The organism is Streptomyces sp. NPDC050636 (assembly GCF_040654775.1).
In the GTDB taxonomy this organism is placed as follows: domain Bacteria; phylum Actinomycetota; class Actinomycetes; order Streptomycetales; family Streptomycetaceae; genus Streptomyces.
Genome location: NZ_JBFAIP010000044.1, coordinates 39,593 through 54,386 on the forward strand (window position 1 = coordinate 39,593; position 14,794 = coordinate 54,386).

The following is a 14,794-nucleotide window of genomic DNA, read 5'->3' on the forward strand; positions in this document are numbered from 1 at the left end:
GGACCCCGACTCAACCGCCCGCCCCCGGCGCCGGGTGCCCCGCCGGACGCCGCTCATGCCACCGCAGATCGTCCTGCAACTGCGCGGCCAGCGAGATCAAACGCGGCTCGCCGTGCGCCGGGCCGAGCAGTTGGGCGCCGAGCGGCAGCCCGTCCGTGCTGAATCCGGCGGGTACGCTCACGCCCGGCCAGCCCAGCACATTCCACGGCCAGGCGTACGGGCAGGCCGCGATCATGGCCCGGTCCGTGCGCCAGCCGCTCAGCTTCGCGAGGGTCCCGATGCGCGGCGGCGGGGTGGCGGTGGTCGGCGTCAGCAGCACGTCGTACGGGCCGAACAGCGCGCCGATGCGCCGGTGTTGACGCTGCTCGACGGCGCGCGCCCGGCGCAGCACGGGCCCGCCCAGCAGCCGTCCCATACGGGCCGCGTCGCGCGTACGCGGGTCCAGCAGGGTGCGGTCGGGGACCCTGGCCGCCCACTCCCCCACTCCGACCGTGGCGCGCGGTACGAAGGCCAGCCCGACCAGCCCGTAGTCCGGTTCCGCCTCCTCGACGAGGTGGCCGAGGCGGGCCAGCGTACGGGCCAGCTCGCTGACGGCCGCCCGGACCTCGGGGTGCAGCCGCTTGGGCGTGCCGGTGAAGGCCGGTTTGAAGGACAGTGCGATCCGCAGCCGCCCGGGGTCGCGTCCTGCCGCCTCGCGCGCCGCGATGGCGGGCGGCCGGTGCAGATCGCCGTCGTGGTTGCCGCTCGCGACGTCCAGCAGCAGCGCCGCGTCCTCGACCGTACGCGCCAACGGGCCGATCCCGGTGATTCCCTGGAAGGCCTCGGCATCCGGCCAGGTGGAGATGCGGCCGCGCTGCGGTTTGATGCCGACGAGATGGGACCAGGCGGCGGGGATACGGACCGAGCCCGCGCCGTCGGTGCCGAGGGCGGCGGGTACCAGTCCGGCGGCGACCGCGGCGGCCGAGCCGCCGGACGAACCGCCCGGGGTGTGGGCGAGATTCCACGGGTTACGGGTGTCGCCGAAGGCCGGCCCCTCCGTGAACGGCCATTGCCCCAGCTCACAGGCGTTGGTCTTACCGACGATGATGGCGCCGGCCGCGCGCAACCGGCGGACGACCTCGGCGTCGTGCTCCTTGGGCGGGAACTCCCCGGCGCACCCGAACGCGGTCGGCTCGCCCGCCACATCGGTGTCGTCCTTGACCGCGACCGGCACCCCGAGCAGCGGCAGCCGTTCGCCGGCGGCGAGCCGGCGGTCGGCGTCGGCGGCCTCCGCCAGCGCCGCCTCGGCCCGTACCCGCCGGAAGGCGTTGACGGTGCTCTGGGTGGCTTCGATGCGCTCCAGTGACCGCAGTACCAGCGCGGCTGAGGTCACGCGCCCATCGGCCAGCGCGCGCGCCTGCTCGGCGAGGCCCTCGTACTCCCCGGCCGCCGCGCCGGTATGGCCCGCCGCGATGGGCCTGGTCTCGCTGTCACGGCTCTCGTCAACGCTCACGGTACGTGCCCTCCTGGGACCGCCCCATTCGAACGAACGGTCCCCGGAGGCTAATCGTTCCCAGTGGCGGCCAGCAATGACGCCGCGCGGCATGGCACATGGACGACACACGGACGGCACATGGCGGGCTGCCGCATGCCGGTCACGTAACGACGGATGGGCCGCCCTCGCCGACCTGATGCCGCGCCGACGCCCCGCGCCCGGCGAGACCGGAAGGCGCACCGGCGACACCGGAGGGCATAGCAGGGCAAGCCCTCCCAGCCCCCTGCCCCGACCTCGAACACAAACCCGGTAAACCGCTACGATCCCCGGCCATGGACGACACCCTGCTGCTCCTGACCGTGGCGTTCGCGGCCCTCATCGTCGGCCTGGCGGCCGGCTGGGCGGCGCAATCCGCCGCGTCCCGCCGGAAGCTGACCCGCGAACAGAGCTTCTTCGGGCTGCCGGACGGTTCGGAGTGCGTTCTGGTCACCCACCGGGACAGCACCTCGGCCCACTGGAGCATCCCCCGCCATGACGCGCTGGCGCTGCTCGGACTGGCCTCGGTGGTCGAGAACTGCGGAGCGCACCCGGAGGTCGCGCCGCACGACACCGGCCTCCAGGGCTTCGGCGCGCGCACCGAGTTCTGCGTCGGCGATCCCACCGCGCATCGCCGGCTGGCGGCCCATATCGCCAATCTGCTGCCGGGCGTCGCGGTGCACCCGGGCGACGAGACCGGCGCGGGCCGCGGCACCTTCACCATCGGCGGCTCGACGTACCGGATGGAGCCCGGCGCGGTCGAATACGTACTGCTGGCCCGGCTGACGGCCGGCGAGAGCGGTCGGCCGGTGTTCCTGGCCGCGGGCCAGCGCCCGGTCACCCACCGGGCCGCGGTCCGCCATCTCGTACGCAACCGGGTCAGGCTGGCTCGTAAGCACGGCGCCGACGGCCAGTTCTGCCTGCTGCTGAAGGTGGTCAACTCGCAGGCGTACGGACCCGATGTCGTGGAACTCGTCGCCGATGTCACCAAGGCCGCGACCGCCCCGGCGGAGCCGAAGGGACACCGGGCGACGGCCTGAGAGAGCTCCCCGTCGGCGCCCGAGATCACCCACATCATCACCTTCACCCCTGTGTGACCCAGCTCCTGTTGTGACGTAGTTCCCGTTGTGACCTAGTTCCTTCCGGCCGGATATCGGGCCCGCCTACGCTGACGACCGTCCCGCAACCGCTCCGCCCGGAGCGCAGACCGGACCGGAAGGAGATCTCTTGACCAACACCTCTGTGACCCACGTCATCACCGCGACCCACGACGGACCGGCCGTCGTCACATTGGAGGGCGAGCAGGACATCCTCACCGCGCCGCGCGCCCTGGCCCTGCTCACCGCGGCCGCCGCGACCCGGGACCGGATCCTCGTCGATCTGCGGAATGTGACCTTCATGGACACCACCGGCCTGGAGCCGCTGGTCAGGACCGCCCGCCGGCTCCTGAAGACCGGCGGCGGCATCACCCTCGTCATCACCGACCAGCGGCTGCGCAAGCTCCTGGTCCGGAGCCGGGTGGACGATCTGTTCACCCAGGTCAGCTCGCCGCGCTCGGTCTACAGCGCCTTCGTGCCGGCCGCCCGTGGGTGACAGCGGTCACTCAGCGCACCGGAACGCCGATCGATGGTTTATCGTTCAATTGGACGCGGGTGCCGAGTCGACGGCGCCCCTGGGCCGCACCGTCCCCTAGCCGGGACGCCCGCCCACAGCCGTACGGCGGCCTCCACCACGAGGTGACCGCCGTCACCACCCGCACCCCCATAGCCGCCCCGGCCGGATTCCCCCGTCCGCCCGGGGCCGCCCCGGCCGGATTCCCCCGTCTGGCCGGGGCTCCCCCTTTTTTTTACGGCCTTCTCGACTCCTCCGGCGCCACCACGCACCGTGGCCCTGCTCACCGCACCCCGCCCCGCTCCCCACACCGCAGCAGCGCCCGCCCCTCCGCCGTCGCCGTATGGAAGGCGCGCCCGTCCCGCCGGACGGTGATCAGCAGCCCGGCCTCGCGCAGCACGGCGACATGCTGGCTCACGGCGGGCGTGCTCACCCCCAGCCGCCGGGCGAGCTCCCCGGTGGAGCCGCCGATACAGGCGTACCGCAACAGTGCGGCGCGGGTCTGCCCCAGCAACGCGCCCAGCGGCTGACCGCGCCCCCGGGACGCGGCTCCGGCCCGTCCCCCCTCCCAGTCCGGTTCGTGCTGGACCGGATAGACGAGTACGGGCGTACGGCTGGGGTCGGCGAGCGTCACCGGGGTGGGCCAGCAGAAGAACGAGGGCAGCAGGGTGAGGCCGCGGCCACCCAGCTCCAGGGTGCGGTCCACCGGGTAGTCGGCCTCCAGCACCGGCCAGCGCCAGCGGAATCGCGGCCCGAGCCCCGAGAGCAGCCCCTCCGCGCCGCCGTCGAGCAGGGTGTTCATGCGCAGCGCGCGATCGGCGTCGATGTGGGCGTGGATCCGGCGCCAGAAGGGCGCCACCGCTTGGGCGTCGTACGACTGGAAGGCCTCCCCGAGGCGGTGCAGCGCGGGAAGCTCGCCGTGCGCCAAGTCGCTTGTCCAGGACGGGAGTTCGCGGGTTGCGGCGAGCCGAGCGAGGTCCGCGGTCAGTTGCCGCTTCGGGGTCGACCGCAGGGTGTCCACGGCCGCTTCGGGTGTGCGGCGGTCACCGGCGGTCGGGGTGAGGAAGTCCGGCGAGTAGCCGGTGGGCGGGAGGAGCGCGGGCAGCAGACGGCTGCTGCCCGAGAGCCGCGGCCGGGCCCAGCGCCGCCAGGCCCCGAACACCGCGGCACCGTCCCGCCGTTGCAAGGTCTGCACACTGTTGGCGATCTCCCACAGGAAGTCCGGCTCGGCGGCCACCCGCACCCGCGCCACATCATCGGTCTCGAAGACCACCCTCAGCATGTCCCGGCCGCCCCCGTCGCTCGTGGCTCCGCTGCTCACACGTCACGGCAAGCCGATGGCGCACCGACCGGACACACCCGACCGTACCCCCGTACCGGCCGCCGGTGAGGGCCAAGGACGGAACTCAGGGAAGGGCGTGAGGAAGGGCATGAAGAAGGGCGCGAGGAGGGAACGTCGGTAGGGCACTTGGGGTCAGGACCGTCCGCTGCCACTGCCCTCCAAGGGAACCGTCTCATCCGCATCACCGCAGATGGGACGCCCCATTGACGTCGAGGACCGCACCGGATGACCAGACCGCCTCGGGCGAGGCGAGGTAATGGACGGCGGCCGCCACGTCCCGCGGCACCGCCACCCGGCCGAACGGGCTCTGCTGCCGGACCTCGTCCGTGATCCGCTCCGCGACCCGCTCCGTCGCGACGAACCCGGGGGCGACCGACGCGACCGCGATCCCGTAGGGCGCCAGATGGACCGCCAGCGACTGGCCCATGGCGTGCAGCGCCGCCTTGGACGCGCCGTACGCCGGATGGTCCGGCTCACCACGGAACGCGCCACGCGAGCCGATGTTGACGATACGGCCCTCCACCTCACGGTCGATCATGCTCCGTGCCGCGCAGTAGCTCACATGCGCGGCACCCAGCAGATTCACGTCCACGACCCGCCGCCAGGCGTCCTGCCAGTCCTCGAAAGACGTACGGTCCAACGGGTGCGCCACATTCGCAGCGGCGTTGTTGACCAGAACATCGATACCGCCGAGACCGGCCACGGCCGCCTCGACGATCGAGGCCGCGCCGTCCGGGGTGCTCACATCCCCCTGCACCAGGACATGCCCGCCGCCCTCCAGCGCCGTGAATGCCTCCTCCGCCGCCTCGCGCCGCGACGCGTAGTGCAGTGCGACGCGGTCCCCGTGCGCGGCGAAGATCTCCGCCACCGCCCGACCGATACCCCGCGAGGCACCGGTCACCAGCACCGCCCGGCTCACAGCACACCTTCCGACGCAACGAACGAACGCGACCGGCTCCGCTGACTCATCAACATTCGCTATCAACATTCCTTACCTGGTGCCGGACCTGGCGCCGGACCCGGCGCCCAGCAAACGATCATAAGGAATCACAGGCAGGCGCATGGGGTTGAGAAACGAGCGAAAGAGATCGATCCTGCCGTGGCTAGGTGACACGTCATGCCCTTTAATCGCACCCATGCCCTTTGACCACAACGACCACTATCACCGGCTGTTGTTACGTCAGGTACCGCGGGATTGTGGCGCCGCACTGGATGTGGGATGTGGGACCGGCCGGTTCGCTCGTCGGCTCGCCGGGCGCGGAATCGACGTGCACGCGGTCGATCCGTCGGCGGACACCATCGCCGAGGCCCGCTCCGAGTGCGAGGGGATGGCGGTCGGCCAGTACCTCCGCTTCGAGCACGCGGATGTCACCGAGCTCGAACTGCCCACCGGCCACTACGACTTCATCTCCTGCCTGGCCAGCATCCATCACATGCCGTTCGGCACGGTCGCCACCCTGCGCGCGGCACTCGCGCCAGGTGGCGTCCTGGTGATCCTCGGCTGCTATCCGGAGAAGACACCGGCCGACTGGGCCTGGAGCCTGGCAGCCGTGCCGGTGAACGCGGTTGCCAGGCTGGCCGTCGGCGTCGCGGAACGGCTCCGTCCTGCCGCTGCCCGTACCGCTCTCGCGAGCGGCCGGGCGCGGACGGCGGCCCCGGTGAAAGCGCCGACCCGGCAACCGGTGGTGCCACTCGACGAAATCCGCCAGGAAGCCGCCGTGCTCCTCCCCGGGTCCCGCATTCGCAGGCTGCTTTTCTGGCGCTATTTGCTGGTGTTCCGCAGGGACGGCTGACGCGGTTCGGGCAGGGCCTACTTGGGGGTGCGCGAACGTGCCATCTTGGCCGCCAGTGTGCGCGGCGCGTGGCGTACCGCCAGGGCGTATGTCTTGTACCGCCAGCCGGTGATGCTGACGGGCTTGCCGCGACCGAGGTCCTTGAGCGCCTGGTCCACGACGCTGTCGGCCTCAAGCCATGCCCATGCCGGCAGGCTGCTGACATCCATTCCGGCGCGCTCTTGGAATTCGGTACGGGTGAAACCCGGGCACAGGGCGAGGACCCGGACACCGTGCGGGGCGAGGTCCACCCGAAGTGATTCGCTGAAGGCGGTGAGCCATGCTTTTGCGGCGCCGTACGTTCCGGTGGGCAGCAGGCCCGCGACGGAGGAGACATTGAGAATGACGCCGCGTCGGCGGGCGGTCATACCGGGTACAGCGGCGTGGGTGAGCCGTAGCGGGACCTTGGTGAGAAGGTCGAGCATCCGCTCCTCGTCGTCAATGGGACTGTGCGGGAAGGGAGCGGGCAGCCCGAAGCCGGCATTGTTGACGAGGACGTCCACGGGATTCACGGATGAGGCGAGTCGTTCTTCCACGGCTGCGCGGCCGGTGGCCTCAAGAAGATCTGCGGCGATTGTCTCGACCTTGACGCCGTAGCGGGTTCGCAGTTCGTCGGCCGTTCGGTCCAGGCGCTCCTTGTTACGGGCGACCTGTACGAGGTCGAATCCCTTGGCCGCGAACCGGCGGGCAAAGGCAGCGCCGATACCGGACGTGGCACCGGTTATCAGAACATTCGTCATGGGCGAACCCGGTTTCCCTTGTCTTGTGTCACGCGCCTACCGTTCCCCTCTACCCTTACACCCTGTCAGAACCCGAACCGATCGTATCGAGCCGACGACCGAACGTCTTGATCAAGGACGATTCGTACTCCTCGGTGGCCTGGAGCAGAAACGCCTTCTCGTCCCTGACATCATTGCTGTCATTGCTGTCCAGTCCCAACGGCACTATGGGAAACGGCCTTTGGGGAAGGCCGGCGAGCTTGCTCCGGCGGGCTTCGCGCATGACACACGCCAGCACGGCAGCCTCTCTCCAAAGGGGCCACAGACACCACACCGTTCTGACGTCCGCGATCGCGCGGCAGACCGCGGCGAACGTCGGCACGAGAATCGCCATGGCACGGAGCAGTGCGTGCGCTCCCATGACGATCACCATGCCCGGCAATACCCAATCCGCGCTGGTGAAGAGCCGGACCACGTGGCCGATCCAGTAGCGGCCGGCGAGCGCGGTGCCGAGGCCGAACAGCCGCAGGCTCGACCTCAGCAGCGGGGGCGCGGTGGACCGGCCGTAACGCCAGCACATACGGCGCCCGCCGACAGCACACCGAAGAAATTCGTTGTGACGTGGACGAGGCGAATTGATTCGCCATTGTCGCGGAACGCATGCTGCACGACGGGAAGGTTGAGCGTTATGGCCATCGCGGCCGTCGCCACGGCGAGCCACAGGCCGCGCTGACTGCGGGACCGCACCGCCGAGGGCAAGCGGGCCAATACCGCGCCCCATAAGCAATTGCGCCGACGCTTTCCAGCCACCCCCCGAATGCCGCAAGGTCAGACGTCATGAGAGGAACCCAGCCCCAGGCCGGCACCGAGCCTCGCCAGCACATCGTCCGGCCTGCCGTGACGCGGCGGGCCGCCCGCGGAATCCATGGTGGTACACATCAAGCTGGCGATCATCTCCGCCTCCCGCTCCTGGGACGTGGAATAGTTGGTGCGTCCCAGGAGTCGGCCGATGAGCCCGGGATCCAGGTCCGGCAGGAGTTTAGCGGTCCAGCTCTCCTCCGCGTCCGACGCATGATGATCGAACAACATGTGCCCGATCTCGTGCAGAACGATGTGTTCTCGATGCACACGGGAGGTCTGCTGCTCATAAAAGATGTGGTCATCGACCGACGTGCCCAGCCAGAGACCGTAGGCCCCGGCCACGAGCGTTTGCATGGGCAATGCATGGAGATATAGCGGCCGCCCTCGCCGTTCCCCCATGTGACGGCATAATGCCTCGATCGAAAAGGCTGAGGCGGACTGAACTTGCTGAGTACCGCATTGCAGCGGCGGCGCAGAGCTATGTCCCTGTACGGCATGCGTAACCTCCCTCGACCCTGTCCAGGACAACGGCGGTACGCGTGACACACGGACTGACATCGCTCCTCCCGGTCCACAAGCGTCCGACGTCGCGGCGGTGCTGCGCACCACCTGCAGGACGAAAACCGAAGGCAGGGATGATGTGAACGCCTCCCCCCAGGCATGCCCTTGGTCGCTTCGTCGGCACACTACGTCACGCCGGCCGCTCACGGCTTGCGAATCGATAGTCGAATAGAGAATTTTAGGCTTTGGGTTCGGCGGGCCTGCCGGACTGGGCGCTCTTAAGCGTCAGCAGAGATATCATTTCCGGTCGGCAAGTTCTGAATCCTGCGGGCTTCGTTCACCATGGTGAGCAATGCATCCAGGCTCGCCGGGGACAGCCCGTCGGCACGGAGCGCCAGGCTGCGGACGCGGGTGTTGCGCAGCGCGGTGGCCAATTCCAGTTGAGTATTGACCCTTGCGGTGACATCGTCATCGAAAAAATACGCAGGGGGCACGCCAAAGAATTCTGCCAGCGCCGCCAGATGCCGCAGGGTCGGATTGTCCCGCTGCCCCTTGCGTAGCAACCAGATATAGCTTCCAGAGATGGAGGCTCCGTGCGCCGAAATCGCCTGGGCGGCTTCTTCGGTGCTGTATGACCCGCGGCCGGCCGGCATCACGGTCCGAAAAAGGTGATTGATTTTGTCGGCGAGACTGGGCCCAGCCGGGTCGGCCGTTCCAGACATGGTCACGCTCCTCCAATCCCCGTAAATATCCACACTCGCGTGCGGCCCAGGCCATCTTGGTCAGAGGGCGGGTCAGCGATCCCGCATCTTACTACCCGTCATCCCGGCGTGGCAGCTATGCCGCTGTCCCACCGACGCCCGGAACAGCGGCCTCCCTGCCCTCGCCCCCGTCCGCAAGGCCGTACCCCACCGGTTCCCCGGCGGAGAACCACCGGTCGGTCCAAAACCCGCCTGATCTCCGGGCAACGGAAATTGAGCACACATCACAATGCCCACCACATCATCGAATTCCTGTCCCAGCACGATGATTCGTCACGATGATGCATTCCTTCATGGGTATTTGCATGACCTGGTCGTTCACATGTCATTAGCCTCGCCCAAACCCTCGGGCGGCGCCATTGACAGCGTTGCTCATGGCCGGGATCGGGAAGGTCCGGCTGACGACCAGTCACCGTGGCACGCGAACAACCAGGCACTTTGGTCGGAGAGCCACCACGGTTGCCGCCATAGGAGCCCCTCCCGAATGCGACAAAGCGCAGTACGCGCATACGGCCGTAGTGGCCCGCAGCATTCCCGGAAGTTAACAAGAGGACCACCTCGACCAGTGAATCCATCTGCGTCTGAATACAGCTGCGCCACGAAAGGTCCACCAACATGGAAAGTAATCGATAGCCATACATAGTGGAGCAAGGAATCCGGGGTTCCGGTGCTCCGGTCGAGAGCAACCCAGCCGCCCGATCTGCGAGCGCGCCCGCCGCCCCCGATCATCGAAGCATGGCCCCGACCGCCGAGCGTGGCTTCGCCCCGTATCCCGTGATCCGGCCGATGCTGGCCACCGTCGGGCCGCTGCCCGCCGAGGGCGACGATGCGGCATGGGCGTTCGAGGCAAAATGGGACGGGGCGCGCTGTGTCATCTATACGCCGGGCGACGGAACCATCCGGCTGGTCACCCGGGCGGGCAACGACGCGACGCTGACGTATCCGGAGCTCGGTGCCCTCGGTGAGCAGCTGCGCGGCCCGCCCGCCGTTCTCGATGGCGAAGTCGTGGTGCTGGACGCGCGCGGGCGGCCCGACTTCGGGCTGCTGCAGCGCCGTATGGGCGTGGTGAATCCGCGCCGTACCGCCCGTCTCGCGATGGAGCATCCCGTTCATCTCTTGCTGTTCGACGTCATGTACCTGGGCCGGTCGCTGCTCGACACGCCGTACCACGAGCGCCGGTCCGTGCTCTACGGGCTGAGACTGCGCGGTCCGAACTGGTCGGTGCCCGCACACATGGAGGGGCATGGACGGCAGGCGTGGGAGGCGTCGTTGCGGGGCGGCATCGAGGGGGTGGTGGCGAAGAAGCTGAACTCGGTGTACACCCCGGGAGTCCGGTCGCCCGACTGGCGCAAGACGAAACACATGGAGACGCTCGACGTGATCATCGGCGGCTGGACGGAAGGCCACGGCGGACTCGCCGGTCTGCCGGGCGCGGTCCTGGTCGGCGTCGAGGACCCGTTGGGGCTTCGGTACGTGGGCTCCGTCGGGTCGGGTCTCTCCGACCGCGAACGGCGTGACCTGGCGCAATTCCTGAGCGTGATCCGCCGCACCGAGTCCCCCTTCACCAACCCTGTGGACGCCTCGGGCGCACACTGGGCCGAGCCCCGACTCGTCGCGGAGATCTCCCTCTCCGGCTGGACCGCCGCCGGCCGGCTGCGGCACCCGATCTGGCACCGGCTGCGGCCCGATCTGACACGCCTGGGCTGACGAAGACCGGTCCGCCGTCTGACGAAGGCTGGACCGACGAACGCCCCTGTACCTACGCCCCTGGACATACGCCCGGGTCCACCGCAGCCGCGAGGCAGGGACGGCCACCCCTCGGCTGCTCGCACATCACGGCCGGCAGAACTCCGCGGAGGCGATCGATCCGCCGCCGTTCTCGTCGTCCGTGCCCAGAATTCCCTCGTCGGACTTCGGCAGACAGGCGAGCGCCTCGATCTTGTGCCCGGGGAACGTGGCGAGACGTCGCGGCGCATCGGAGACGTGCAGACGGAGCTCGCTGCCGAAGGAAATCCGTCCGGCCTCGTACAACGCGGAGTCGTACGGGCCGTCGTCGCCCGGGTCCGAGGCCGCGGAGACGGTCAGCGCGCCGGTGGCGGAGATCTTCACATCGGAGATGTGCCGCACATCGTCGGTCGGATAGGGAACCGTGAATTCCGCGGAATCGTGCTTGCTGAATGTGTTCGTGCTCGGGTTCCATTCCGCTGCCGACAGTTTCCCGGGTCGGTCGTCCTGCCCGCGGTCCGCCCAGACGGCGACTATCGCGCCACGCTTGGCGGTCAGCGCGAATCCCTCGTAGTTCGTGTCCGGCGAAGCGGCCGGTAGCCGGAATTCGTGCGATACGCGCACGGTGTCCTTTTCCCGATGTATTCGGTAGGCCTTTCCGCTGCTGGCGAGTGCCACGTACTCATGCTCCCGCCCCGGAATGGCGTCGATCGCCTCCAGGTCCACCGGCAGCTCCCCGTCCCAGGTCACAGGGCGCACCCGCGGCTTCGCGTCCGGGCTGTGCCGCATGGCCACCAGACGGTTCTGGCCGGGATTCTTGTTGTCGCGGACGGCGAGCATGTCCACCGTGTCGCCGTGCCGTCCGTCAATGGCGACTCCGCTGACACCCGAGGTGATGCCGTCGCCGACGGACTGCCAGTCGTCCGCCGCCGATATTTCGGATGACGGAATTCCGGATGACGGAATGGACGATTGAGCGGTGGCGGTCGGCACAATGAGCGAGGTGCCGACAATGGCCACAGCCACACTGAATGCCTTCTTGATCATCGGTCGATTGTATGGCAGCGCGTCAGAATATCGAGTGGCGGCCGTTATTGTTTTCGCAATCCGGTCCGCAGGCGCTCCTGACCCGGCCACCGCAGCTCCCGCGGCCCGTCCGCGAGCGGAGATCTTCTGCTCCCGCGTCCACATCGTGAGATCCTGAAAACGGTGCGGCCGGAGCTTCCCGCGAGCGCGCCGTGTGCCCGGGCTCCCGGTCGATCGCGCGCAACGCGAGGAGTGAGCCCCATGAGGATGGTCCTGAAGGCCAAGATCCCTGTCGAGGCGGGCAACGAAGCGATCAGAAACGGCACCCTGTCGAAGATCATCGAGAATGTCAGTGCCGCCCTCAAACCGGAGGCGTCCTACTTCACGAGCGACGAGGGCGACCGCACCGCCTTCTTCTACTTCGACATGCAGGATTCCTCGCAACTGCCGGTCTGCTGCGAACCGTTCTTCCTCGACCTGAACGCGAAGGTCACGGTCCAGCCGGTGATGAACGCGGACGACGTACTCAAGGGCATGAGGGACCTCCAGGGCGGCAGCTGACCTGACCGAGGCAGCCACCATCCGTCCGCCGGACATCACGCATCCCTCGCCCGCCCCGGCTCCTCGGCTGAATATCTCGCCTGCCGCCGGTCGCCCGTAGGTTCCGTTTGGAGCCGATGGAGAAACCTCACTACGATCCGGCGATGATCATAAGAAAATGGCTGGCGGCCGCCGTGTCCGGCCTGGTCGCCGCCTTGGCCGCCGGGGTCCTCGCGACACCCGCCGCCGCCGATGAACCGGACGGCAAGCCGTCCCCCAAGGTTGAGTTGGTGCTCGACGTCAGCGGCTCCATGCGGGCGCGGGACATCGACGGGCAGACCCGGATGGCGGCCGCGAAGCAGGCGTTCAACGAGGTGCTGGACGCGGTGCCGGAAGAGGTGCAGCTCGGCATCCGCACCCTCGGCGCCAACTACCCCGGCGCGGACCGCAAGACGGGCTGCAAGGACACCAAACAGCTCTACCCGGTCGGGCCGCTCGACCGGACCGAGGCCAAGACCGCGGTGGCGACGCTCGCCCCCACCGGGTGGACCCCGATCGGCCCGGCCCTGCTCGCCTCGGCCGACGACCTCAAGGGCGGCGACGCGACCCGCAGGATCGTCCTCATCACGGACGGCGAGGACACCTGTGCCCCGCTCGACCCGTGCGAGGTGGCGCGCGACATCGCCGCCAAGGGCATCCACCTCACCATCGACACCCTCGGGCTGCTGCCGAACGCCAAGACCCGCAGCCAGCTGAGCTGCATCGCCGAGGCCACCGGCGGCACATACACGTCGGTGCAGCACACCGACCAACTCCGCGACCGAGTCCACCAGTTGGTGGACCGTGCCGCCGACCCGGTCGTCACACCGGTGGCGACCCAGGGGGCGCAGCAGTGCGCCGGCGCCCCGAAGCTCAAGCCCGGCCTCTACAGCGACCGCGAGAAGTTCGCCGAGCACCGCTGGTACCGGGTCGATGTCCGGCCGGGACAGGAACTGCGTGCCTCGGTGAGCGTCGCCGCGGACCGCGCGGTCAACAATGACTACGGCGTCATGCTGCGCGCCTCGACCGTGCACGGCAGGGAGATCGTCCGCGGATCGGAGGCGGGCGACGGGCGCACCGACGTGATCTCTTCCGGGCTGCGTTACCCCAAGGCCGAAGCCGACGACGCGGACCTGGACGGGGACGGCAAGCCCGCGGCGGAGACCGTCTGTCTGCAGGTCAGCAACTCCTTCTCGGCCCCCGCGTCGGTGAAGACGTCGCCTGGCCTGCCCCTTGAGCTGACCGTCGACCTGGTGGATGCGCCTGATGACGCCTCCGATGCGGCGTCCTTCGGACTCGGCCACGGCTGGTGGCTGCTGGCCGTGCTGGTTCTCGTCGGCCTGCTGGCCGGTCTGCTGTGGGGCTGGATCTCCCGCTGGCGTGTCACCGTCTGGAGGACCAACTGATGCATGCTGCAAGGATATTGACGACTCTGCTGTTGGTGGGCGGCGGCCTCTTCGGCGCGACGGGCGCAGCCATGGCGGACGGCCCGTCGGACGGCCCCTCGGACGCTTCTTCGGACAGCAGCCCTTCGGGGAGCCCGAGCCCCAGCGCCGACGCCGCCGGTCCGACCGAGGCGGGCACCTCCTTCCGCACCGCGGCCAGGATGAAACTGGACCAGCGGGCCGTCGCCGACGCATCCACCGGCGACTATCTCTATTGGGTGCTCCCCTTGGACAGCGGTCAACGCGCCACGGTGAAGGCCAAGGTGAAGCTGCCCGGGACCGCCCGGCACGGTGCCGCCACCTGGCAGCTCGACGTCTACGACGGACTCCGCCGCCGGCAGGCATGCACGTACGGCGCGCAGAGCAGGGCAGCCGCCAAGGACGCCGAGTCCGTCGAGCTGTCCTGCACGCTGCGGCCGGTCCGCGCCTGGGCCGAGCCGTGGGCGAACGATCCGCTCCCGGGCAGCTATTACGTACGCCTGACGGTCGTCGACCTGCCGCAGGAGGACCTCGGCCTGCCGGTACACGCCGAGGTCGAGGCCACCGCGGCCGATGCGGGCGGCGGCCAGGCGGTGGACGGCGCGCTCTCCGCCCCGCTGGTGCCCGGCATCGGCACCGCCGCAGATGACGACGAAAACGGTGCGACGCAGCAGTCCGCCGCCTTGGGCGAGCCGGACGGCGGCTGGTCCTCCGGCTGGTGGTCCGACCGCTGGATCTGGACCGCGGCGGGCGGGTTGCTCGCAGCGCTCGCGGGCATCGCGGGTTACTCCGTCACCCGAGGATCCGGCCGCCCGTCGCGGGTGCCGCCGGGCGCCTGACCGACGGGTGGGGGGGGGGGCCGCCCCCCCCCGGGGCCCCCCCCCGCGGGTGGAACCGCCCCCC

General features: G+C 69.4%; 15 protein-coding genes. 7 read left to right on the forward strand and 8 right to left on the reverse strand.

Features of this window, described 5'->3' with window-relative positions; all coding sequences use genetic code 11:
* Positions 1-10: 10 nt before the first annotated feature.
* Positions 11-1,453 carry an amidase gene (locus AB0I10_RS26365; protein ID WP_363155110.1) on the reverse strand — a complete coding sequence of 481 codons (1,443 nt, stop codon included), beginning with the start codon at positions 1,451-1,453 and terminating at the stop codon, positions 11-13.
* A gap of 353 nt (positions 1,454-1,806) precedes the next feature.
* Here AB0I10_RS26365 and AB0I10_RS26370 point away from each other — a divergent pair, with 353 nt between their 5' ends.
* Complete coding sequence (locus AB0I10_RS26370; protein ID WP_363155094.1) at positions 1,807-2,550, forward strand: hypothetical protein; 744 nt, start codon at positions 1,807-1,809, stop codon at positions 2,548-2,550.
* Between the two features lie 187 nt (positions 2,551-2,737).
* On the forward strand, positions 2,738-3,103 hold the full coding sequence (locus tag AB0I10_RS26375) for an STAS domain-containing protein (protein WP_363155095.1): 366 nt from the start codon (positions 2,738-2,740) through the stop codon (positions 3,101-3,103).
* A 301-nt stretch (positions 3,104-3,404) separates the two neighbouring features.
* Here AB0I10_RS26375 and AB0I10_RS26380 read toward each other — a convergent pair whose 3' ends face one another.
* Both AB0I10_RS26380 and AB0I10_RS26385 read right to left on the reverse strand, forming a co-directional pair.
* Entirely contained in the window at positions 3,405-4,403 is a 999-nt protein-coding gene (locus tag AB0I10_RS26380; RefSeq protein WP_363155111.1) for a winged helix-turn-helix domain-containing protein, read from the reverse strand.
* Positions 4,404-4,644: 241 nt separating this feature from the next.
* On the reverse strand, positions 4,645-5,382 hold the full coding sequence (locus AB0I10_RS26385) for an SDR family oxidoreductase (protein ID WP_363155096.1): 738 nt from the start codon (positions 5,380-5,382) through the stop codon (positions 4,645-4,647).
* Between the two features lie 217 nt (positions 5,383-5,599).
* Between AB0I10_RS26385 and AB0I10_RS26390 the strand changes: the two genes are divergently transcribed.
* A complete protein-coding gene (locus tag AB0I10_RS26390; RefSeq protein ID WP_363155097.1) occupies positions 5,600-6,256 on the forward strand; it encodes a class I SAM-dependent methyltransferase in 657 nt (218 codons plus the stop codon).
* 17 nt (positions 6,257-6,273) lie between these two features.
* Here the strand turns inward: AB0I10_RS26390 and AB0I10_RS26395 are convergent, their stop codons facing one another.
* From AB0I10_RS26395 to AB0I10_RS26410, 4 genes are all read right to left on the reverse strand, one after another.
* Complete coding sequence (locus AB0I10_RS26395; RefSeq protein WP_363155098.1) at positions 6,274-7,035, reverse strand: SDR family oxidoreductase; 762 nt, start codon at positions 7,033-7,035, stop codon at positions 6,274-6,276.
* Positions 7,036-7,090: 55 nt separating this feature from the next.
* Positions 7,091-7,594 carry a hypothetical protein gene (locus AB0I10_RS26400; RefSeq protein WP_363155099.1) on the reverse strand — a complete coding sequence of 168 codons (504 nt, stop codon included), beginning with the start codon at positions 7,592-7,594 and terminating at the stop codon, positions 7,091-7,093.
* Between the two features lie 248 nt (positions 7,595-7,842).
* Positions 7,843-8,229, reverse strand: a complete 387-nt coding sequence (locus AB0I10_RS26405; protein WP_363155100.1) for a hypothetical protein — start codon at positions 8,227-8,229, stop codon at positions 7,843-7,845.
* 425 nt (positions 8,230-8,654) lie between these two features.
* Positions 8,655-9,098 (reverse strand): helix-turn-helix domain-containing protein, encoded by a 444-nt coding sequence (locus AB0I10_RS26410; RefSeq protein ID WP_363155101.1) that lies wholly within the window; start codon positions 9,096-9,098, stop codon positions 8,655-8,657.
* 774 nt (positions 9,099-9,872) lie between these two features.
* Here AB0I10_RS26410 and ligD point away from each other — a divergent pair.
* A complete protein-coding gene (gene ligD / locus AB0I10_RS26415) occupies positions 9,873-10,844 on the forward strand; it encodes a non-homologous end-joining DNA ligase (protein WP_363155102.1) in 972 nt (323 codons plus the stop codon).
* A 126-nt stretch (positions 10,845-10,970) separates the two neighbouring features.
* Here the strand turns inward: ligD and AB0I10_RS26420 are convergent, their stop codons facing one another.
* Positions 10,971-11,909 (reverse strand): hypothetical protein, encoded by a 939-nt coding sequence (locus AB0I10_RS26420; protein ID WP_363155103.1) that lies wholly within the window; start codon positions 11,907-11,909, stop codon positions 10,971-10,973.
* 240 nt (positions 11,910-12,149) lie between these two features.
* Between AB0I10_RS26420 and AB0I10_RS26425 the strand changes: the two genes are divergently transcribed.
* The 3 genes from AB0I10_RS26425 (at position 12,150) to AB0I10_RS26435 (ending at position 14,730) form a co-directional block, all read left to right on the forward strand.
* Positions 12,150-12,449, forward strand: a complete 300-nt coding sequence (locus AB0I10_RS26425) for a hypothetical protein (protein WP_363155104.1) — start codon at positions 12,150-12,152, stop codon at positions 12,447-12,449.
* Between the two features lie 143 nt (positions 12,450-12,592).
* The gene (locus AB0I10_RS26430; RefSeq protein ID WP_363155105.1) at positions 12,593-13,873 is read left to right on the forward strand and encodes a VWA domain-containing protein; all 1,281 of its coding nucleotides are present in this window, start codon (positions 12,593-12,595) and stop codon (positions 13,871-13,873) included.
* Complete coding sequence (locus tag AB0I10_RS26435) at positions 13,873-14,730, forward strand: hypothetical protein (RefSeq protein WP_363155106.1); 858 nt, start codon at positions 13,873-13,875, stop codon at positions 14,728-14,730. Before AB0I10_RS26430 ends, AB0I10_RS26435 begins: the two co-directional genes overlap by 1 nt.
* Positions 14,731-14,794 lie beyond the last annotated feature (64 nt).